22 protein-coding genes are annotated in these 20729 nt (G+C 29.7%); 12 read left to right on the top strand and 10 right to left on the bottom strand.

What is annotated here, in order from left to right:
• Positions 1-3: 3 nt before the first annotated feature.
• From AJN58_RS06655 to aat, 11 genes are read left to right on the top strand one after another with little or no spacing between them, the layout of a single operon-like run.
• On the top strand, positions 4-1725 hold the full coding sequence (locus tag AJN58_RS06655) for a M3 family oligoendopeptidase (protein ID WP_044779149.1): 1722 nt from the start codon (positions 4-6) through the stop codon (positions 1723-1725).
• A complete protein-coding gene (locus tag AJN58_RS06650; RefSeq protein ID WP_044779148.1) occupies positions 1719-2156 on the top strand; it encodes a hypothetical protein in 438 nt (145 codons plus the stop codon). Before AJN58_RS06655 ends, AJN58_RS06650 begins: the two co-directional genes overlap by 7 nt.
• The gene (locus AJN58_RS06645; RefSeq protein WP_070292149.1) at positions 2153-4228 is read left to right on the top strand and encodes an ATP-dependent helicase; all 2076 of its coding nucleotides are present in this window, start codon (positions 2153-2155) and stop codon (positions 4226-4228) included. Before AJN58_RS06650 ends, AJN58_RS06645 begins: the two co-directional genes overlap by 4 nt.
• Positions 4225-5043, top strand: coding sequence for a tRNA pseudouridine(55) synthase TruB (gene truB / locus AJN58_RS06640; RefSeq protein WP_002870522.1), 819 nt, complete (start codon positions 4225-4227; stop codon positions 5041-5043). The genes AJN58_RS06645 and truB overlap by 4 nt, the downstream gene beginning before the upstream one ends.
• Entirely contained in the window at positions 5037-5264 is a 228-nt protein-coding gene (csrA, locus tag AJN58_RS06635; protein ID WP_002852854.1) for a carbon storage regulator CsrA, read from the top strand. Before truB ends, csrA begins: the two co-directional genes overlap by 7 nt.
• Positions 5261-6028 carry a 4-(cytidine 5'-diphospho)-2-C-methyl-D-erythritol kinase gene (locus AJN58_RS06630; RefSeq protein WP_002870521.1) on the top strand — a complete coding sequence of 256 codons (768 nt, stop codon included), beginning with the start codon at positions 5261-5263 and terminating at the stop codon, positions 6026-6028. The genes csrA and AJN58_RS06630 overlap by 4 nt, the downstream gene beginning before the upstream one ends.
• Entirely contained in the window at positions 6025-6477 is a 453-nt protein-coding gene (gene smpB / locus AJN58_RS06625) for an SsrA-binding protein SmpB (protein ID WP_044779146.1), read from the top strand. The genes AJN58_RS06630 and smpB overlap by 4 nt, the downstream gene beginning before the upstream one ends.
• 10 nt (positions 6478-6487) lie before the next feature.
• Positions 6488-7090, top strand: a complete 603-nt coding sequence (locus tag AJN58_RS06620; protein ID WP_002888338.1) for a TlpA disulfide reductase family protein — start codon at positions 6488-6490, stop codon at positions 7088-7090.
• Positions 7090-7380: an ATP-dependent Clp protease adaptor ClpS gene (locus AJN58_RS06615; RefSeq protein WP_044779145.1), complete on the top strand. Its 291-nt coding sequence runs from the start codon at positions 7090-7092 to the stop codon at positions 7378-7380. Before AJN58_RS06620 ends, AJN58_RS06615 begins: the two co-directional genes overlap by 1 nt.
• Entirely contained in the window at positions 7377-9506 is a 2130-nt protein-coding gene (locus AJN58_RS06610) for an AAA family ATPase (protein ID WP_070233040.1), read from the top strand. Before AJN58_RS06615 ends, AJN58_RS06610 begins: the two co-directional genes overlap by 4 nt.
• The gene (aat, locus tag AJN58_RS06605) at positions 9481-10128 is read left to right on the top strand and encodes a leucyl/phenylalanyl-tRNA--protein transferase (protein ID WP_002826100.1); all 648 of its coding nucleotides are present in this window, start codon (positions 9481-9483) and stop codon (positions 10126-10128) included. The genes AJN58_RS06610 and aat overlap by 26 nt, the downstream gene beginning before the upstream one ends.
• A gap of 22 nt (positions 10129-10150) precedes the next feature.
• Here the strand turns inward: aat and cetZ are convergent, their stop codons facing one another.
• From cetZ to AJN58_RS06590, 3 genes are all read right to left on the bottom strand, one after another.
• On the bottom strand, positions 10151-11440 hold the full coding sequence (gene cetZ / locus AJN58_RS06600; RefSeq protein ID WP_070233038.1) for an energy taxis response protein CetZ: 1290 nt from the start codon (positions 11438-11440) through the stop codon (positions 10151-10153).
• A gap of 80 nt (positions 11441-11520) precedes the next feature.
• Entirely contained in the window at positions 11521-12147 is a 627-nt protein-coding gene (locus AJN58_RS06595; protein ID WP_079860114.1) for a MarC family protein, read from the bottom strand.
• Between the two features lie 14 nt (positions 12148-12161).
• Positions 12162-12521, bottom strand: a complete 360-nt coding sequence (locus tag AJN58_RS06590) for a methionine-R-sulfoxide reductase (protein ID WP_002861829.1) — start codon at positions 12519-12521, stop codon at positions 12162-12164.
• Between the two features lie 89 nt (positions 12522-12610).
• On the opposite strand from AJN58_RS06590, the gene AJN58_RS06585 reads away from it, so the two are divergent.
• A complete protein-coding gene (locus AJN58_RS06585) occupies positions 12611-13408 on the top strand; it encodes a ferritin-like domain-containing protein (RefSeq protein WP_070292147.1) in 798 nt (265 codons plus the stop codon).
• Here AJN58_RS06585 and pssA read toward each other — a convergent pair.
• The 7 genes from pssA to pglF form a co-directional block, all read right to left on the bottom strand.
• Entirely contained in the window at positions 13399-14127 is a 729-nt protein-coding gene (gene pssA, locus AJN58_RS06580) for a CDP-diacylglycerol--serine O-phosphatidyltransferase (RefSeq protein WP_002859122.1), read from the bottom strand. The two genes, AJN58_RS06585 and pssA, sit on opposite strands and share 10 nt — an antisense overlap.
• Before the next feature lie 9 nt (positions 14128-14136).
• Positions 14137-14754, bottom strand: coding sequence for a phosphatidylserine decarboxylase (locus AJN58_RS06575; protein ID WP_002861831.1), 618 nt, complete (start codon positions 14752-14754; stop codon positions 14137-14139).
• Positions 14751-16688, bottom strand: a complete 1938-nt coding sequence (gene ftsH / locus AJN58_RS06570; RefSeq protein ID WP_002861832.1) for an ATP-dependent zinc metalloprotease FtsH — start codon at positions 16686-16688, stop codon at positions 14751-14753. The genes AJN58_RS06575 and ftsH overlap by 4 nt, the downstream gene beginning before the upstream one ends.
• Positions 16688-17536, bottom strand: coding sequence for a 50S ribosomal protein L11 methyltransferase (locus AJN58_RS06565; protein WP_002861833.1), 849 nt, complete (start codon positions 17534-17536; stop codon positions 16688-16690). Before AJN58_RS06565 ends, ftsH begins: the two co-directional genes overlap by 1 nt.
• A 22-nt stretch (positions 17537-17558) precedes the next feature.
• Positions 17559-17951, bottom strand: coding sequence for a chemotaxis response regulator CheY (locus AJN58_RS06560; RefSeq protein WP_032603349.1), 393 nt, complete (start codon positions 17949-17951; stop codon positions 17559-17561).
• Positions 17952-18063: 112 nt separating this feature from the next.
• Entirely contained in the window at positions 18064-18957 is an 894-nt protein-coding gene (locus tag AJN58_RS06555; RefSeq protein WP_053872406.1) for a PDC sensor domain-containing protein, read from the bottom strand.
• Complete coding sequence (gene pglF / locus AJN58_RS06550; protein WP_070292145.1) at positions 18957-20729, bottom strand: UDP-N-acetylglucosamine 4,6-dehydratase (configuration-retaining); 1773 nt, start codon at positions 20727-20729, stop codon at positions 18957-18959. Before pglF ends, AJN58_RS06555 begins: the two co-directional genes overlap by 1 nt.

Genomic DNA, 20729 nt, shown 5'->3' with positions numbered 1-20729 from the left:
AAAATGTTAGAATGGGATTTAAGTGCTTTATTTCACAATAAAGAAGCGTTGCAAAATTTTACACAAGATCAAATCCAACAAAGTTTAAATTTTAAAAAAGACTATGAAAATAAACTCTATACATTAAATGCTAATGAGTTTTTACAAGCTTTAAAAGATTATGAAAATTTAAATCAAGCTCTTGGCAAAATCATGACTTATGCTTATTTGCTTTTTGCTAAAAACACTCAAAATGGTTCTTTTTACGCACAATACGAAGAAGAATGCAAAAAAATAGAAGAAAATTTACTCTTTTTCGAGCTTGAATTTTGTGAGTTAGTTCCTGAAAAAAGTCAAGAATTTACAACTTTTTGTAAAGATTATGATTTTTATCTTTCTAATTTATTGCAAAACAAACGCTATAATCTTAGCAAAAACGAAGAACGCATTATGCTCTATCTTTCAAATACAGGTGCAAATGCTTTTAGTAGGCTTTTTGATGAAAGTATGAGTGCTTTAAAAATCCCTTTTGAAGGTAAAAAACTTAGCGAAGAAGAAATTCTAAGCAAAATGTATGACGAAGATAGAAAAATACGCAAAAAAGCTGCTAAAAAATTCAGTAAAGTTTTGCAAAAAAATAGCAGACTTTTAAGTTTTATTATCAATATGATAAAAACAGAAAGAAAAAATATAAGCTTATTAAGAGGTTATGAAAATGCTGAAATTTCAAGACATATCAGCAATCAAATTTCGCAAAAAAGCGTTGATTCCTTGATAGCAAGTGCGCAAAAACATTTTAACCTAGTATCGCAATTTTACAAAAGAAAAAAACAAATTTTGGGCTATGATGAGCTTAAAGACTATGATAGATATGCACCCATAGGAAAAGAAGCAAGTTTTGATTTTAAAACAAGTAAAAATATTGTTTTAGAGGCATTTCAAGCTTTTTCTCCGCAATTTTATGATATAGCAAAAAATGCTTTTAATCAAGGCTGGATTGATGTTTATCCACAAGAAAATAAACAAGGGGGTGCTTTTTCACATTCTGCAACTTCTGATGCGCATCCTTTTGTTTTATTAAACTACACCGATAAAAGGCGTGATCTTTTTACACTTGCACATGAATTAGGACACACTATCCATCAAAAACTTTCTTACAATGTAAGCTACTTAAATCAAAACACACCTTTAACCACCGCAGAAACAGCTTCAGTTTTTGCCGAAATGCTCGTATTTGATTTTATTAAAGATAAGTTAAAAAAAGAAGAACTCCTATCTTTATATGCAAATAAAATCGAAGATATTTTTGCAACTTTTTATAGACAAATTAATTTTACTTGTTTTGAAAGACGCTTACATGCTCAAGAAAATGAATTAAGCACCGAAGAAATCAATAAAATTTGGATGGAAGAATCTCAAAAAATGTTTCAAGATAGCGTAAAACTTACAAAAAATTATGCTTCTTGGTGGAGTTATATTCCTCATTTTATCCATTCTCCTTTTTACTGCTATGCTTATGCTTATGCCCAACTTTTAGTTTTAGCTCTTTATGGACTTTACAAAAGCAAAAAATGTGAAAATTTTAAAGAACTTTATATCAAAATGCTTTCTTTAGGTGGAAGTGTGAGTCCAAAAGAACTAGTAGGAATGTTTGGATTTGATATAGAAGATGAAAATTTTTGGGAAATAGGCATAAAAGAAATTCAAAAACTCATCAATGAATTTATGGAGTTACAATCATGCTAGAAACAATCTTAAAAAATAAAAATTTTATCCATACCATGCAAAAGCATTGTTATGAAGTTATTTCACACCTTATAGAAGAAAATATAGAATTTTCTATAGTTGCAAATACAAATTTCATAGATTTCAACCCTGAACTTCCCAAAGAGCTTGATGTTAAACAAAATCCTTATGCTCTTTTTGCCCTTGGAGGATACACCTTTGAATCCATACAGCTAAATAAAGATTTCATTCAATTTCACGCAGGTTTTGGTAATGATGATTTTGATAGTTTTGTAAAGGTTGATTTAGGAGCTATCACGCAAATTCAAATAGAAAATAGCATTTTATTTGTTAATTTTAGCCTTTATAAACGTGAAAATAGTAAAAATTTACAAAAATCTAAAAATATATTTTTAAATAATCCAAAAAATAAAGATATTTTCAAAAAATGAATCTATTTGAAGATTTAAATGATAGCCAAAAACAAGCGGTAAGCCACATTGATGGAGCTATGCTTATCCTAGCAGGTGCAGGTAGTGGAAAAACCAAAACTATCACCACTCGTCTTGCTTATCTTATCGGTGAAGTAGGCATCCCCTCGCATAACACTCTTACTCTTACTTTTACGAATAAAGCAGCTAGTGTTATGCGTCATAGAGCATTAAATTTTCTACAAGGTAATCACAATCCTTTGCTTTGCACCTTTCACAAATTTGGACTTTTATTTTTAAAACTACACTTTGAAAGATTGGAGCGTAAAAATAGTTTTATTGTTATCGATACAGATGATACAAAAAAAATAATTAAAGATTTAATCCATGATAAAAACAAAGATAATGTCTATGATATTATCAAATACATATCTTATTGTAAAAATGAAGGCAAAAGAGTAAGCAATGTCTTTGAAGATTTAAATTTACTAAAAGAACATAATTTTGAAAAATATCAAAATGAATACAAATTTGCCAACTATTACCGTGCTTATGAAGAATACTTATTAAAGCAAAATTTTGTAGATTTTGATGATCTTTTATTGCTAAGCAATCTCATTTTGGAAAATGATATAAATTTTGCCAAAGAACAAAGCTTACTTTATAATTACATTACAGTTGATGAGTATCAAGATACTAATACCTTGCAATATAAAATTCTAAAAAATCTATGTTGTATGCATGAAAATATCACAGTTGTTGGTGATGATGATCAAAGTATTTATAGTTGGCGTGGAGCAAAAATTGAAAATATTTTAAATTTTCAAAACGATTTTAAAAATGTTAAACTTGTAAAACTTGAACAAAACTATCGTTCAGTAGGGACTATTTTACAAGCAGCAAATAATCTCATATCTCACAATGAGCAACGACTTGGAAAAACTTTAATCTGTACTAAAGATACTGGGGAAAATATTAAAATATTAAAAAACGAAAACGAAAAAGATGAAGGTTTATATATCGCTCAAGAAGTGAAAAAATTGCTAAATTCTGGAGTAGAAGCTAAAGAGATCGCCGTTTTATTTCGAGTTAATGCACTATCAAGAGCAATAGAAGAAGCATTTATGAAGGAAAAAATTTCTTATAAACTGCTTAGCGGTATGCGTTTTTATGAAAGATTAGAAATAAAAGATTTAATCTCGTATCTTAGACTTATCTTAAATCCAAACGATGATTTGTCATTTAGGCGTATTATTAATCGCCCTAAAAGATCCATAGGAGAAAAAGCCCTAAAAAATTTAGAAGAATATGCAAAAAAACGTCAAATTTCACTTTTTGATGCCTTATGTGAAAGCGATAGCGGTGTAGGAATTTTAACAACAAAAAAAGCACAAAATGAAGCAAATATTTTTATACAAAATATTCACACTCTAAAAAGCTACGATAATGCAAAAAAGGTTTTTGATAATATAGAAGAATTATTTAAAATCAAAGATTATTTTTCAGAGCAAGATGATGGAGATGAAAGAATCAGAAATCTTGATGAGTTTTATGCTAATCTAAGAGAAAAACTCAAAGAAGATCCCGAAGCTTCTTTAGAAGATCTACTTAGTGAAATTTCTTTATTAAGTGATCAAGATAATTTAGATGAAGAATGTGTTTGCTTGATGAGTATTCATGCTAGCAAAGGTTTGGAATTTGATTATGTTTTTATAATAGGCTTTGATGAAGGATTTTTTCCTTTAAATAGCGAAGAAAATCTCGAAGAAGAACGCCGTCTTGCTTATGTTGCCATCACTCGCACCAAAAAATTTCTCACAATAAGTGTTGCAAATTCTCGTTTTTATCATGGTTCAAGAGCAAATATCAATCCTAGTCGCTTCTTAGAAGAAAGTAAATTAATCAATGAAAAATCAAAAAATCAAAATATACAAAAAACTAGCTTTTGTAAAGGAGATCTAGTTAAACATAAAATTTTTGGCATTGGTAGGGTTGTTGAAGTTAATAAAAGCGGAAAAGAGGAAAAGCTTAATATTAATTTTGGTGGTATAATGCGTGTAATCATGGCAAGCTTTGTGGAAAAAGCAGTATGAACAAGATCTTTGCAGCCTTTAAACCAAGGGGTTTGAGCTCTAATGCCTTTTTAAGCACTTTAAAGAAAAAATATAAAAATAAAAAAGCAGGATATTCTGGCACTCTTGATCCTTTCGCCAAAGGGATTTTAATCGTTGCATTTGGACAATACACAAAACTTTTCCGTTTTTTAAAAAAAACTCCAAAAACCTATAAAGCTACTTTATGGCTTGGAGTTTACTCCTTAAGTCTTGATGATCAAAATATAAAAGAAATTAAAAATATAAAAGAATTTGATCTTGCAAATTTACAACAAATCGTTGATCAAATGCAAGGAATTATCTCCTATACACCACCGCAATTTAGCGCCAAAAGAATCAATGGAACTCGCGCCTATGAACTTGCAAAAAAAGGTATAGAAGTAAATTTAAAACCTTGTCAAATGGAAGTATTTGATTGCAAGATCTTAAGCTATAATCATCCTTTTTTAAATATTGAAATCACAGTCAGTGAAGGTGCTTATATAAGATCTTATTGCGAACTTTTTGCTAGAAAACTAGGTATTAATGCGACTTTAAGCTCTTTAGAGCGCATTAAAGAAGGTAAATTTGTTTATAATAATGAGAAAAGCTTAAATGTGTTAAAATACATTAACCTAAAGCCAAATTTTATCAAGAATTTAAGTAAACTCGAAAATGGTGCTAAAATTTTTGTCGAAGAATTAGAATTTCATGATGAAGGAGATTATTATATTGAAACAGAAAAATATTTTAGCGTAATTAATATTAAAGAAAATACAGTAAAATATCTTCTGAATAAGGTTGAAAAATGTTAATATTATCAAGAAAAGAAAATGAAAGTATAATTATCGGAGAAGGTATAGAAATCAAAGTCGTTCAAACAGGGAAAGGATATGCCAAAATAGGCATAGAAGCTCCAAAATCTCTTATGATACTTAGAAAAGAACTTGTTCAACAAGTAAAGGATGAAAATTTGCATTCTGTTGTTCAGAATGATATTAAACTTGATGACTTAAGCAAAAAACTAATCAAATGAAAGCTTACGCTAAAGCAAATATTTTTTTAAAACTTACCGGTTTTGACTCAAGAAAATATCATCTTTTAGAATCACGATTTATACTTTTAAAAGATCTTTTTGATGAGCTTGAGCTTGTTGATAAAGAATCAGACTCTAAAAAAGAATTTGAAATCATTAGTAATTTTAAATGCGAAAATAATATTATTCAAAAGGCTTATTTGCTACTTTCTAAAAGATATAATAACGAATTAAAAGAATTATTTAGCAAAAAAAGCCTAAAACTCACAAAAAATATCCCAGTATGTGCTGGGCTTGGTGGTGGAAGTAGCGATTGTGCGAGTTTTTTACTACTAATGAATGAAACCCTAAATTTAAAATTAAACCTACAAGAACTTATAAATTTAAGCATACAACTAGGAAGTGATATTGCCTTTTTTTTAAGTGGCTTTCACTCTGCTAATGTAAGTGGCTGTGGTGAAATTATAAAAGAATTTGAAGATGACATACCTAATTTAAAATGGACTTTTCCACAAATATCTTGCCAAACTAAAGCTGTTTATGATGAATTTGATAGAGGAATATTTGACTTTCAAAAAAACAATAATCAAGCGCAAATCTACAAAAAACTCAGCACAAAAGAGTTGTTACAAAACTTTAAAAACAAAGAATTAAATGATTTATTTACTCCTTGTGCAACTTTATATCCTAAAATGAAGTCTTACTTACAAGAAGATTTTTTTCTAAGCGGTAGCGGTAGTAGTGTTTTTAAGGTTGATCGATGAAAATTATTGCGAGAAATAAAAAAGCTTTATTTGATTATAGCATCATAGAACGCTTTGAAGCCGGAATTGTCCTTAAGGGAAGTGAAGTTGTAGCTTTAAGAGCAGGAAGAGCAAATCTTAAAGACTCTTTTGTTCGCATTATAAAAAATGAGATTTTTTTACTTAATTCTCATATTTCATTGCTTCATACTACACATTCTTTCTATAAACACGAAGAAAGAGATGCTAGAAAGCTTTTAATGCATAGAAAGCAAATTGATAAATTATTAGGTAAAGTAAGTATAGAAGGATATACTATCGTTGCATTAGATCTTTATTTTAACACAAAAAATAAAGTAAAAGCCACTCTTGCTTTAGCTAAAGGGAAAAATTTGCATGACAAGCGTGAAACTTTAAAGAAAAAGCAAGCCGATTTAGAAGCTAGAGCTGCTATGAAAAATTATAAATAAAGGAAATTAAATGAAAAAAATTTTAACCCTATTTTTAATAAGTTTAGCATTTTTTCTTAATGCTTGCTCCAAAGAAGAAGAAATTCAAAATGATTTTATGTTTGAAGAGTATCACAAAGGAGATAAAATAGTATTAAATAGTGTAAATGGTGGAAGCAAAACTTTAATAAGAACAGATAAAGGTTTTGTGGTAGAAGGAGAGGAAGGAAAAGTTCTAATGTTTGATTTTTTTGGCACTTTTTGCACCCCATGCAAAGAAGAAGCTTTAGATCTTAGCAAACTTTGGAAAAATAATTCTAGCAAATTTATCATTATAGGACTTACACATTTTGAAGATGTTAGCGATGAAACAGTTAAAAAATTCGCAGATGATTATGGTGCTTACTATTTTCTAAGCAATGGCAGCTCTAACGATCGTATTATTGCTCAAATTTTAAAAGATATAGACTATCAAAATATGGAGCAACTTCCTTTTAAAGTTGTTTTAAAAAATGGAATTTATCAAAAAATAAGCGATTACTGGAATAATAATACTCCAACAAATTTTTATCTTGGCAAAATTCCAACAGAACTCATGCAAGAAGATTTAAATAAAATCTACAAAGGAAAATAATGCCAAAAACCCAAACTCTAGAGCAAATAAAACTTAGTGAACCAAAAATGTATAAAGTTATACTCTTAAATGATGATGTAACAACCATGGATTTTGTCATAGAAATTTTGATGAATATTTTTCATCAAAACCTTGAAAAAGCAAGTCAAACAATGTTAGAAATTCATCACAATGGTTCTGGAATTTGTGGCATTTACACTCAAGAAATAGCTCTTTCAAAACAAAAAAAAGTTATAGATGCGGCTAAACTTGCTAATTTTCCACTACAAGCAAAGGTGGAAGAAGAATGAAATACCAAGAAAATTTACAAAAATATCTTGATAATGCCAAAAATCTAAGCTTAATAAACCACCATGAATTTGTTACCTGTGAGCATGTACTGTTTGCATTACTAAAACTAAGCACTGATTTTAAGGATATATTTGAAGAATTTTCAGATGGAGATCTTGAACTTCTAGAAACTGAATTAAAAAATTACATTTCTCAAAACAATCAAATTATTAAACAAGAAATAGAACCTACAATATCTGTTGTTTTAGATGAAATCTTACTTTCACTTAAAAATAAAAATAATGAAATTAAAATTATAGATTTTTTAGAAAAGCTCATACAGGATTCAAGAAGTTATTCTAGCTATCTCTTAAAAAAACACAACATAAATCTTAACAAAATTCAAGAACTTCAAAATCATGAAAATATACAAAATTTAAGCAACCACACAAGTGATTTAACACTTTTAGCTCAAAATGGCAAGATTGATCCTTTAATAGGAAGAAAATTTGAACTTGAAAGAATGATGCAAATTCTTTCACGTCGCAAGAAAAATAATCCTATTTTAGTAGGAGAGGCAGGAGTTGGCAAAACGGCCATTGTAGAAGGATTAGCATTGGCTATTGCGGAAAAAAAGGTGCCTAAAAACTTACAAAATGCAAAAATTTTTAGTCTTGATATGGCTAGTATACTTGCGGGAACAAAATACCGTGGAGATTTTGAGAAAAGAATTAAAGAAATTTTAAATGAACTTGAGAAAATACCCAATGCTATTTTATTTATTGATGAAATTCACACTATAGTAGGAGCTGGAAGTACAGGAGAATCTCATACTGATTTTTCCAATCTTTTAAAACCGGCTCTAAGTAATGGAACTTTAAAATGCATAGGTGCAACAACTTTTATGGAATATAAAAATACTTTTGATAAAAATAAACCCCTAAGTCGCCGTTTTGCTAAAATAAATGTAGATGAACCAAGCCAAGAAGAAAGCTTGCAAATTCTGAAAGGATTAAAAAACAAATATGAAGAATTTCATCATATAAAATTAAACGATGAAATTCTTCAATATGCTGTAATTTGGGGTAAAAAATTTTTTAATGATAAATTTTTACCTGATTGTGCTATAGATCTGGTCGATGAACTTGGTGCTTCTTTTGCTTTAAATCCAAAAGCTAAAAAAAATGCCAATTTAAAAGATTTAGAAAATGTTTTAGCAAAAATGACCCACCATCACAAAATGTTTGAATTCGATCAAAATAAAGCTTTAATGAATTTAAAAACAAATTTAAAAGCAAAAATTTTTGGCCAAGATGAAGTTATAGATAGCCTTGTTTCATCACTTAAGCAAAGTTTCGCAGGATTTAAAAATTCCAATACACCACGCGGAGTGTTTTTGTTTACTGGATCAAGTGGAGTTGGAAAAACAGAACTTTGCAAAGCTTTAGCTGAATTTTTAGGTTTAAATTTAGAACGCTTTGATATGAGTGAATATGCAGAAAAACATGCTATAAGTAAACTAATAGGATCTCCAGCTGGATATATAGGTTTTGAAGAGGGTGGACTTTTAAGCAATGCTATCCGCAAAAATCCTTTCAGTCTTGTTCTTTTTGACGAAATAGAAAAGGCTCATCCTGATTTAAGTAATACCTTTTTACAGATTTTTGACAATGCTGAACTCACCGACAATAGCGGTCTTAAAGTAGATTTTAAAAATACAATCATTATTATGACATCCAATCTAGGACTTAAAGAAAGCAATGAGCTTGGTTTTTTAAGTAAAAATGAAGAAAAAAGTAATCGTGCTATCAAAGATTTTTTTGCTCCAGAATTTATTAATCGCATTGATAAAATTTTACATTTTAATGATTTAAACGATGCTATACTTGTTAAAATTATCGAAAAAGAACTTGATGAAATTTCTAAAAATTTAAATAATATAAAATTATCAGTGGATGATAAAGCTAAAATTTATTTAGCTAAAAAAGCCTATAATAAAGAATTTGGAGTAAGGCTTTTAAAACGCATAATTTCTGAGGAGATAGGAGAAAAAATCAGTGATGAAATTTTATTCGGAAAGCTTAAAAAAGGCGGTATAGCTAAAATCAAACTTGGTAAAAATGGAAAGCTCGAATTTATATTCTAAATTACTCAATGCACCTAAAAATGCCCCTGTATTTTTAAGTCAAAATTTAGAAGCTGATTTTATTGTAAAAGCTTATACTTTTGGTCTATTCCCATGGACAAGTAAACCTGTAACTTGGTGGTGTCCAGATCCTAGATGCATTTTAATTCCAAATCAAATTCACATCCAAAAAAATATGAAAAAATTTATTAATCTCTATCAAATTAAACTTGATTATGATTTTTTAAAATTAATTACATTATGTCGCGATACACGCTCTCAAAGCTGGATAGATGATGAATTTATTACCACTTATTATAAGTTATTTACCCAAGGCTATGCGCATAGCCTTGAACTTTATGAAAATAATGAACTTATAGGTGGAATTTATGGTTTAATTTTAGGCAAGGTTTTCTTTGGTGAAAGCATGGTAAGCATTAAAAAAAATGCATCTAAAGTTGCCATGATTAAACTTTGTGATTTATTAAAACCTTATGATTTTATCATAGATTGTCAAGTTTATAACCAACATTTAGAATTTATGGGTGCTCATAATATTTCTAGGAAAGAATTTTTAAATATTTTAAAAGAAAAATGCAATCAAGAAAGTGGTTTTAAAAATTTTAAAGATTTAATTACTTAAAAAATAAGCGTGAAAATCACGCTTATGACATTGCTTTAGCAACTTCAGCAGAGCTTTCACGAATTTTCTCCATACATTCTCTTGCTTCTTTTGCAAGTTCAACACTCTGATTAACATCCTCTAAACCGCTTTTAATACTCTCAACCACTTGTGATGTAACATTACGAATAGAATTAATCGTAGTGGTAATTTCATTAACTGAATGCCCTGTTCTTTCAGCTAAATTTCTTACTTCATCAGCAACAACAGCAAAACCTCTACCATGTTCACCAGCACGTGCTGCCTCAATAGCAGCATTTAAAGCAAGCAGATTAGTCTGATCAGCAATATCACTAATAGTCTGAATAATAGATTTAATTTCATCTGATTGTTGATTTAATGAGGAAACAAGATTTGAACTTTGAGACATCATATCAGCAATATTCTGAACATTTGAAACAGTGTTTTCAATTACACGATCTCCATCTTGAGTAAGATTATCATTTTTTTCTGCAAGTTCGCTTATGAGGCGAAGTTTTTCTTGATCTTTTTTAACTTGTTCGCTTATATCTGTAGCAAATTTAATAACCTTGTAAATTTTCCCATCATCATTTTTAACCGGATTATAACTTGCTTCAAGGTATACTTTTTTATTATTTCTTCCGTATCTTATATATTTACCTGATTGAAATTTGCCCTCTCTTAAATCTTCCCAAAATTGAACATAGTCCTTAGAGTGTCTATAATTAGAATCACAGAACATACTATGATGCTTTCCTTTAATCTCATCAATATTAAAATCCATAGTTCTTAAAAAATTTTCATTAGCCGTAATAATAGTCCCATCAGGTTTAAATTCAATAATAGCCATAGAACGATTAGCAGCAGCAATAGTATTTCTAAGATCAAGCATTTCATAATGTCTTTGAGTTATATCATTGGCAAATTTAATAATTTTATAAACATGACCATTATTATCACTAATTGGAAGATAATTTGCTTCTAAATAAACATCTATCCCTCCCTTAGCTATACGTCCAAAAAGACCACTTCTAGCTTTTCCATCTCTTAAATCTTTCCAAAAATCACTATATGCTGAAGAATTAACAACTTCAGGCAAACAAAACATACTATGATGCTTGCCCTTGATCTCTGAAAGGGAGTATTTCATAGTTGTTAAAAAATTTTGATTTGCCTCTAAAATAACGCCATCGGTGGTAAATTCAATTACCGCCATGGTATTCCCAATAGATCTTAAAATATCTCCTAAACCATTACACTTTTTTTCAAGTTGTTCAATTATTTCAGTATTGTTTTTCTTAGCACCAAACATAAAACTCACCTTTTTAATAATAAATTATTTTAAAATTATATCATATTTATATAGTATTATTTACTTAAAATTATATTAATTTATAAGTTAAATATATCTTTTAAACCTACAATAATCATCTTAAACCCCATAGCAGCAATAAATACTTGTGCTATACGAGAAAAAACATGTAAAATCAATTTTCCAACTATTTTTTCTATAGTAGCTGCAAAATGAAAAAGTATAAACATAAAAATAAAAGCTATCATTACTCCGCCAAGAGCAACATCAAGCCCACCATCTTCGGCTATAACGATAATACTAGCTAAAGTTCCAGGCCCAACAAGCATAGGAAATGCCATAGGTATTAAACTCTGTCTTAAAATTTCCTTATCATCCATATCCTGATAAGAACTAAAATCCTTAGTTGCAATTTTTGTTGAAAAAAGTAAATTTTTAATAGCCATTATAATAAGGACTAAGCCACCAGAAACCCTTAAATCATCTAATGAAACTCTAAAAATATAGTTCATAAATAAAGGTCCTGATAGTAAAAATACCAAAACTATAGTAAAAGCTGTATAGAGAATAGTTCTAAAAAGTTTTTTTCGAAGCATTAAAGGCAATCCATCACTCATAGCCAAAAATTGAGTTAAATTACCAAAAGGATTTAAGATGGCAAGTAAAGTAATTGCAGCAAAAAATATCAAATAAAGCTCAGAACCCATACTAGAAAACACTATCAATCCTTAGTTTTTACAAATTCCAAAGAAATAGAATTTACACAATGTCTTACATTTTTAGCAGAAAACCCTTCTCCTTCAAAAACATGACCTAAATGTCCATTGCAGTTTGCACACACAATCTCGGTTCTAATCCCATCTTTATCAGGAATTCTTTTAATAGCCCCTCTTATTTCATCATCAAAGCTAGGCCATCCACAACCTGATTTAAATTTATCTTCGGATTTATAAAGCGAAGCTCCACATTGCTTGCATTGATAAATTCCTTTTTCATAAAAATCATTATATTTCCCACTAAAAGGAGCTTCTGTTCCTTTATTTAAAATTACTTTTTTTTCTTCTTCATTTAATTCTTTCATGATCTACCCTTGTAAAATAATTTTTATATTATATAATTAAAATTTCAATTTTAAATGATAAATTTTTATAATTTTCAAGAAAGTTTTAAATGCAAAAAGAATTTTTTCAAGAGCTTCAAAATATTTTATATGAAAAAAATACAAATATAAAATTTCACTCTTTTCAAAATTTTTATGAAGACTTTAAAAGCCACAAATTTATTTTTAATCACGAGAATCAAAGCATTTTCAAAAAAAATACATCACAACAAATTACCTTACTTCATCCTACGCGTATAAGAAGACCTAAATTTGTCAATTCAACTCATGCGCTTGCTAAAATAATTCATTCAGTCGCTCATATAGAATTTAATGCAATTAACCTGGCTTTAGATGCGAGTTATCGCTTTAAAAATCTACCTTTGCAATTTTATTACGATTGGCTGGAGGTAGCAGATGAGGAAATTAAACATTTCAAACTTTTAAATTCAGTACTTGAAGAACTTGGTTACAAATATGGAAATTTTCCAGTGCATGATAATTTAGAATCTGCTCTAGAAGCTACAAAAGACTCTTTAAGCTTTAGAATGGGAATAGTTCATAGAGGTTTAGAAGCTAAAGGGCTTGATGCCAACCCCTTTGTTGTTCAAAAACTTCAAAGTTCCAATCATTCCATTAAAAATCTTTTAATGGAATATCTTGAAATTATACTTAATGATGAAATAAAACACGTTAAAAAAGGAGATACTTGGTGGAAATTTGCAAATCAAAACAAGTATGATTTTATCGAGCTTTGTAAAACGTTTAAACAATTCTCTCTTGCAGGAAAAAAACTTAACATTCAAGCAAGAATCAAAGCTGGCTTCACTCAAGAAGAATGCGAAGTCATTGAAAAATTTTACTCTTGATTTCTTATCTTAAATTTTGAAACAATAATGGTATATAAAACCCGAATAATTCCATAAAGCACATACAAGCTTGCTAAAATTACTAAACTTTCAAGAGGGTAAAGATATAAAAATGAAAATATTATAATTAAAATAATCAAAACTTTTAAAACGCTAGAACGATTAAAATCAAGCTTTTTAAAGCTAGGATAGCGTATATTACTTACCATTAAAAGCCCTAAAATTGCTTGAAGCACCAAAAAAACTACACCATAAGGCTTTAAAAAATCATAACTGATAAACGCATAAGTCCATATAGCACTCACAACTGCTGCAGTAGGTATAGGAAGACCTATAAAAACAGAAGGTTCATAAGTGCCTGTGGTAACATTGAATCTCGCCAAACGAATAGCTCCAAAAACCACAAAAAAAGCCGTAATCAAAGATCCAAGTTTTCCAAAATCATAACCTATAGCCATATAAAAAAGAACCGCTGGAGCAACTCCAAAAGCTACTAGATCAGCTAAAGAATCAAATTCTACTCCAAATTTTGAAGTAGAATTTGTAAGTCTTGCAACACGGCCATCAAGCCCATCGCAAATCAAAGATAAAATAATATAAATCAAAGCTGTATAATAATTTCCATGTATTGAAGCTATAATAGAAATAACCCCTAAAAAAGCTGAAGCAGCTGTAAAAAGATTGGGTAAAATATAAATTAATTGCGGTCTGTTATTCATTATTTTTCCTTACGCAAAATAGCCTAACAATGAACCTGCTTTAATTTCATCATTTAAGCCTATATGAATTCTAGTATCTTTTGGTAAAAGTAAACTTATAGAGCCATTAATTAAAAAACCCATTTTATCTCCTGCTTTTAAATCATGAGAAATATTATCGAGCTTTAATTTTCTATCAAAAGAACCTGCATAAATTCGCAAGGCTATCGTTTTATTCTCTTTAACTTTTGCCAAAATAAAAGCTCTTTCATTCATCATTTTTGCAGATTTTAATTCACTGCACAAAAAAAGCCCGTGTCGTAAACGAATATCTATTATAGACATTGCAAAAGGTGTATTAAAATTCCCAGCATCATAAAGAGCATTTTTAATAGTAATTTCAACACATTCACCTAAATCTTTATGATGAATATTTTCTATTTTAGTAACCCTGCCATCTATAGGTGCAAAAATAGCTTTTTCATCACTACAAACAAGTTCTCTTTTGGGTGCTCTAAAAAGAAAAATACAAATTACAATTAATGCTAATAGTAGGATGGAAAAAGAATAAAAAATCCACACAAAAATAAAAATCAAGCTTAAAATAATAAGACTTAAATATCCATCTTTTGCAATAAAATCTTTCATTCTTCTACTTTAACTTCAATTTTAACTTCTTCGAGCTCTTGCAAACGAGTTGGTAGACTATTTTGTTCCTCAAACTCTTTAATAATCTCACGCACTTTAGCGCCTTCAATAGTCTCTTCTTCATAAAGGGCTGCTACCATAGTCTCAATCGCTCCTTTATAAGTATTTAAAGTATCTTTAACATCTTTATAGCGTTCATCTAAGGTTTTCTTTACATAATCATCTAAAGATTCTGCCATCTTTTCAGAATAATCTTTTATGGTTTGTCCACCACTTAAGAAAGTATTTCTTTGTTTTTCAAGCACCATAAGTCCTGCAATTTCACTCATACCATACATAGAAATCATAGCTTTTATGATATCGGTTGCTCTTTCTAAATCATTACTTGCACCCGTTGAAATTTCACCTATAAACACTTCTTCAGCTGCACGACCACCCAAAAGTACATCTACTTCAGCGATAAGCTCATGTTTTTGCATTAAAAATTTATTTTCCTCAGGAGTATTTAAAGTATAACCTAAAGCCGCAAGACCACGCGGAATCACAGAAACCTTACTTACACGTTTTGCACCTTTGGTAGTTTCAGCGATTAAAGCATGACCGCATTCATGATAAGTAACAATTTTCTTTTCTTTTTCATTAATACGACGTGATTTCTTCTCAAGTCCTGCTATAGCTCTTTCAACAGCTTCAACTAAATCATTTTGTTCTACATATTTTTTAGAATCCCTACCCGCTAAAAGTGCCGCTTCATTAATAATATTTGCAAGATCAGCTCCTGCAAGTCCTGCGGTTAAGCGTGCTATGTCTTCTACCTTAACTTTTGGGGAGATTTTTACATCTTTCATGTGCACTTTTAAAATATCACACCTACCTTTAAAATCAGGTTTATCAACCAAAACTTGTCTATCAAACCTTCCTGGTCTTAAAAGTGCTGCATCTAAAACTTCTGGGCGATTTGTTGCTGCTAAAACAATGACTGGGGAACTTTCTGTCCCAAAGCCATCCATTTCAGCCAAAAGCTGATTTAAAGTTTGTTCTCTTTCATCGTTTCCACCCATCATGCCACTTGCCGCACGACTTTTACCAATAGCATCTATTTCATCTATGAAAACAATAGCAGGAGCTTCTTTTTTTGCATTTTCAAACAAATCTCTCACACGAGAAGCACCTACACCCACAAACATTTCTATAAAAGACGAGCCTGAAACACTAAAAAACGGCACATCAGCTTCACCTGCAACTGCTTTTGCAAGCAAGGTTTTTCCTGTACCTGGAGGCCCAACAAGCAAAAGCCCTTTTGGAATTTTCGCTCCCAATTTAATATATCTTTCAGGATACTTTAAAAAATCTACAATTTCTTTTACTTCTTCTTTAGCTTCTTCAACACCAGCCACATCGCTAAATTTTACTTTAGGTTTTTCTGAATTTACAAGCTTCTTAGAGCTTCCTATGCCCAATATAGAACTTCCCATATTTTTTTGCATACGACTTGCCAAAAACATCCAAATACCAAAGAAAATAAATACTGGCAAAACCCATGAAAAAAGTATATCCGTAAACCAATTTGTTTCAGAATACGCACCATAAGCGATATTTTTACTATCTAGTAAACTCACAAGCTCAGGATCGTTAACTTTTTTTGCTGTATAAACAGTATTGTGAGAGCTTGAAATTGCTTTGATTGTTGTTTGTCCTATACTAACTTGATTGATTTGTCCATTTTCAATAAGCTTTTTTAACTCAGAATAAGGGACATTTTTATTTACTTCATTACCATTCAATGCCCCACCAAAAGAACCATTGCCATCAAAAAATCCCTTAAAAATAATTATCATTACAATTGCAAAAATCGCAAAAATAAAAATGGGATTTTTGTTAAAAAAATTATTACCCTGCGGATTACCCTTATTATTTGGGGTATTATTATTCATTACTTATCCTTTTTATTGTTTTTATATACAAAACTACACCACTCATTGATTTGCATTTCGTCAATGAGTTCTAAATCTTGAAATTTTTCTTTAATTCTTGTTGAATATTTATCTAAAATTCCTGACAAAATAAGTATAGCATTATCTTCTAAATGGTTTTTAATATCTTTTTCTAAAATTAAAATCACATCTGCAATGATATTTGCAACAATTAGGTTATATAAACCATTTGCTTTATCTATAGATCCACACCAAGTCTTATGAAAATCAACATCATTTAATCTTGCATTTTCCAAAGAACTATCGATAGCCAACTCATCAGTATCACAAATTTCAACATTACAGCCAAACTTTGCCATGATAATACCTAAAATTCCACTACCGCAACCAAGATCTAAGGCTCTTAATTTACTTTTAGAAAATTTTTGTAAAAATTTTACACAAGAATATGTGCTTTCATGATGTCCTGAGCCAAAGGCTAAGGCTGGATTAATCTTTATATTTATATAATTCTTTTTTTCTTCTTGCCAAGTGGTATGGATATAAACATTATCCACTAAAATAGGTTTTATGCCGTTTTTATATTCTTGTATCCAGTCCTTGTTTTCTTTCTCTACAAGACTTAAATTAGAAATAATTTTATGGTTTAAATTGAAAGTAGTTGTAAGTTTTTGAGCAAATATTTCAAGTGCCCATGAAAGCTCTTCTAAACTCTCATGGGATCTAATATAAACACCATTATCTTTCTCTTCTATAGCTTCTATACCTAAATCAAAAGCAAAATCAAGAAATAAATTTTTATACTGCTCTTCTACGATAAAGAACAATTCGTAATATTTTTTTTGCATTTAGAATTTTAAAAATCAGCCTTTACTCAGCTGCACCTTCTCCACTTCCTATTCCTAAAACATCTTCAAGCTTTTCTTTTAAAACTTGTGGAGTAAAAGGTTTTACAATATAGTTATTTACGCCAGCTTTTAAAGCAGTAATCACTTCAGCTTTTCCGCCCTCAGTTGTAACCATGATAATAGGCATATCTTCATATTTTTTCTCTGCTCTTACTTTTTTTACCAACTCCAAGCCATTCATTTCTGGCATATTCCAATCTGTAATTAAAACTTTTACATCTTCATTTTTAGTTAATAAATCCCAAGCTTCAACGCCATGCTCAGCTTCTAAAACATCATCGTGTCCAAGTCTTGTTAGGGTATTTTTAATAATCCTTCTCATAGTAGAGCTGTCATCAACAACTAACAATTTCACAATTTCGTCCTTTCAAAGTTTTTATAGTTTTATTTTACCCTTTTTAGCCTTATTAATCAAGCTAAAAAATTTTAAAAAATAGCATTATATCATCTTTTATTTAAAATTTTACTCAAATATTATTATTTTTATACTTAACCGTAAATAAATATACACTTAAACCTAAAAGAAGCAAGCTCACTCCACCGATAAGATAAATCGCATAAATCATCTGAGAAAAATCACCAATAGCAAGTTTAAATACCAACATCAAAGCTTCTATAGCCAAAGCAATGATAATAGAACCTAAAAATCTCACCATAGTTTTTTGAATTCCGCCTTCTTCTTTTTTTGTTTTTCCTAATACTTCTTGTTCGATCAAAGTTTTTGCCAAATCGAAAATAGCTAAAGCTAAAGTTATAGCAATAGTACTTTCAAACATATGTTCTATACCTATAGCTTGATTATCAAAAAGACTAAAAAAACCTTTTTGAAATAAAAAGCAAGTAATCACAAATAAAACCAGTGCGAAACAAAAATATACCAAACGACTAAATTGAGTAAAAATAAACTCAAATTTTCCTGCTTGAATAATCCTTAAAATATCTTCAAGCTTGATATCGATACAAACAACAAAAAGCAAGTTATTTTTATCATCGTAAATTGGCATAGAAGCTGTCACGCAAAGTTCGTTGTTTAAAACCGAAGGATAAGGATCGCTTAAAACGCATCGTCTTAATTTTACAGCTCTATAAAAATAAGAACGAGTACTTCTATCCTCACCCTGCCCTATTTCATGAGCCTTATTTAAGGAAATCGCATTTTCTATTTGCATGCCTGAAATATCTAAAATATACAAAGCATCAAAAACAACAACTTCATGAGCTATTTTATCCAAAGCTGTTTTAATCGTTTCAAGGTGAATATCAGGAAGTTTATTAGGTAAATTTCTTGTTAAAATATAACTCATATAAGCTCTAGCACGATAGCGATTATCTTCAAATCTTTGTATATCTTTTATATACATTATACACCTTCTTTATTGTGTTTAAATTCAGGCACAATCTTTAATAAAGCCTCTGAAATATCTTCACATATTTGTAAATTTTCTATCTCTTTATTAAGCCAATCAAGATCAACCTTCTCATTCTTTGCTACAAAAATACTCTCATATTGTGTTTTAGCATCATTTTCATCAATCAAAAGCTCTTCATAAAGCTTCTCACCTTTTCTTAAGCCTGTGATTTTAATTTCTAAATCATTGCGATTAGAAAGTAAAAGCATTTTTTTAGCTAAATCTATGATCTTCACAGGCTTACCCATATCCAAAACAAAAAGTTCTCCCCCTTTTGCGATAGCTCCAGCTTGTAAAACAAGTTGCACTGCCTCAGCCACAAGCATAAAATAACGCACTATATCAGGGTGTGTTAAAGTTAAAGGCTCATTATTGGCAATTTGTGCTTTAAATTTCGGTATCACACTACCACTAGAACCTAAAACATTACCAAAACGCACACAAGCAACTTCAAAATTTTTATCACTCATACTTAAAGTATAAAGCTCGCAAACTCTCTTAGTGCAACCCATAATATTTGTTGGTCGTACTGCTTTATCTGTACTTATCATCACAAATTTAGCTACTTTATTTTCTTTAGCACTATCGCATAAAATTTTAGTTCCTAAAATATTATTAATTACTGCTGAATGTGGATTTTGTTCGCAAAGAGGCACATGTTTATAAGCGGCTGCATGTAAAATAAGCTCAGGTTTATAAGTTTTTAATACCTCATCTAAACTTTGCTTATCTAAAATACTTAACAAAATAGGAGTAATTTTTTCTTTATATAAATTTAAATCATCATTGATTTTATAAAGATTATACTCACTATGATCAACCATGATAAGATGCTTAGCGCCAAATTTAATACATTGCTTACAAAGTTCACTGCCTATAGTTCCACCTGCTCCACTTACCAAAACTACCTTGTCTTTTAAAAAAGCCGCCACAGCACTATCGTCTAAATCTTTTGGTTTTCTAGCAAGCAAGTCTTCTATACTGATATCTCTTGCTTCATTTCTTGTAAAAGAAAATATTTTTACATCGCAAATACCATAAGCTACAAGTTCTTCAAAAAGTTTTTTAAGCTCTTCTTGTTCAAGTCTTAAAGCAATAATGGCAGTTTTTACCCCTTGTTCTACATAAGATTTTATTTTTTCTTTTTCTTCTACAATAAATTTATCACAATAAGTCCCTATAAGCTCTTTCCTCGCATCAACTACACCCACAGGAAAAAGCCCTAAAGAACCTTCTTTTGCGCCTTTTAACAAATGCAAAGCCTTAGAAGTTGCCCCTACTACAATACAAGGAGTTTCTTCTTCTTTCATTTTAGAAGGTTTAAAATCCACAAGCATTCTTTTGCTAATTCTTAAAGTACCTATAAACATATATGAAAGAACAAAATCTATCACAATAGCACTTCTTGGAAAAGGATTAAAAAAATCACTAAAAAAATAAAAAATAAGAAAAAAACAAAACTCAGCTAAAAGCAAAGCAATAAAAATTTTTCTTGCTTCATTGAGAGAAAAAAATCTCCAAGCTACTTTATAAATTCTAAAAACAAACAAAAATAAAAGTTTTAAAACAAGCAAAATAATAGCAGAAATCATCATACTATGATAAAAAATACTCGGAATATCTCCACTAAATCTCAAAGAAAAAGCCAGATAAACGCTAAGTAAAATTAAAACAATATCTGAAGTTAAAAAAAATGCTAATCTTTTGCTTTTATAAAAAATCAT

Source organism: Campylobacter sp. BCW_4321 (genome assembly GCF_001763075.1).
In the GTDB taxonomy this organism is placed as follows: Bacteria; Campylobacterota; Campylobacteria; order Campylobacterales; family Campylobacteraceae; genus Campylobacter_D; species Campylobacter_D jejuni.
The sequence above is the reverse complement of the archived record's forward strand: the minus strand, read 5'-3'. Positions and strand labels throughout refer to the sequence as shown.

What these genes read in the sequence shown, in the direction of transcription:
- AJN58_RS06590 (WP_002861829.1), bottom strand. Translation starts at nt 12,521, where the DNA reads ATGAAAGAATTAAATGAAGAAGAAAAAAAAGTAATTTTAAATAAAGGA.
- AJN58_RS06565 (WP_002861833.1), bottom strand. Translation starts at nt 17,536, where the DNA reads ATGCAAAAAAAATATTACGAATTGTTCTTTATCGTAGAAGAGCAGTAT.
- pglF (WP_070292145.1), bottom strand. Translation starts at nt 20,729, where the DNA reads ATGATTTTTTATAAAAGCAAAAGATTAGCATTTTTTTTAACTTCAGAT.
- AJN58_RS06555 (WP_053872406.1), bottom strand. Translation starts at nt 18,957, where the DNA reads ATGTATATAAAAGATATACAAAGATTTGAAGATAATCGCTATCGTGCT.
- AJN58_RS06620 (WP_002888338.1), top strand. Translation starts at nt 6,488, where the DNA reads ATGAAAAAAATTTTAACCCTATTTTTAATAAGTTTAGCATTTTTTCTT.
- AJN58_RS06575 (WP_002861831.1), bottom strand. Translation starts at nt 14,754, where the DNA reads ATGAAAGATTTTATTGCAAAAGATGGATATTTAAGTCTTATTATTTTA.
- AJN58_RS06595 (WP_079860114.1), bottom strand. Translation starts at nt 12,147, where the DNA reads ATGGGTTCTGAGCTTTATTTGATATTTTTTGCTGCAATTACTTTACTT.
- ftsH (WP_002861832.1), bottom strand. Translation starts at nt 16,688, where the DNA reads ATGAATAATAATACCCCAAATAATAAGGGTAATCCGCAGGGTAATAAT.
- AJN58_RS06585 (WP_070292147.1), top strand. Translation starts at nt 12,611, where the DNA reads ATGCAAAAAGAATTTTTTCAAGAGCTTCAAAATATTTTATATGAAAAA.
- pssA (WP_002859122.1), bottom strand. Translation starts at nt 14,127, where the DNA reads ATGAATAACAGACCGCAATTAATTTATATTTTACCCAATCTTTTTACA.
- csrA (WP_002852854.1), top strand. Translation starts at nt 5,037, where the DNA reads ATGTTAATATTATCAAGAAAAGAAAATGAAAGTATAATTATCGGAGAA.
- smpB (WP_044779146.1), top strand. Translation starts at nt 6,025, where the DNA reads ATGAAAATTATTGCGAGAAATAAAAAAGCTTTATTTGATTATAGCATC.
- AJN58_RS06655 (WP_044779149.1), top strand. Translation starts at nt 4, where the DNA reads ATGTTAGAATGGGATTTAAGTGCTTTATTTCACAATAAAGAAGCGTTG.
- aat (WP_002826100.1), top strand. Translation starts at nt 9,481, where the DNA reads ATGGAAAGCTCGAATTTATATTCTAAATTACTCAATGCACCTAAAAAT.
- AJN58_RS06645 (WP_070292149.1), top strand. Translation starts at nt 2,153, where the DNA reads ATGAATCTATTTGAAGATTTAAATGATAGCCAAAAACAAGCGGTAAGC.
- truB (WP_002870522.1), top strand. Translation starts at nt 4,225, where the DNA reads ATGAACAAGATCTTTGCAGCCTTTAAACCAAGGGGTTTGAGCTCTAAT.
- AJN58_RS06630 (WP_002870521.1), top strand. Translation starts at nt 5,261, where the DNA reads ATGAAAGCTTACGCTAAAGCAAATATTTTTTTAAAACTTACCGGTTTT.
- AJN58_RS06615 (WP_044779145.1), top strand. Translation starts at nt 7,090, where the DNA reads ATGCCAAAAACCCAAACTCTAGAGCAAATAAAACTTAGTGAACCAAAA.
- AJN58_RS06610 (WP_070233040.1), top strand. Translation starts at nt 7,377, where the DNA reads ATGAAATACCAAGAAAATTTACAAAAATATCTTGATAATGCCAAAAAT.
- cetZ (WP_070233038.1), bottom strand. Translation starts at nt 11,440, where the DNA reads ATGTTTGGTGCTAAGAAAAACAATACTGAAATAATTGAACAACTTGAA.
- AJN58_RS06650 (WP_044779148.1), top strand. Translation starts at nt 1,719, where the DNA reads ATGCTAGAAACAATCTTAAAAAATAAAAATTTTATCCATACCATGCAA.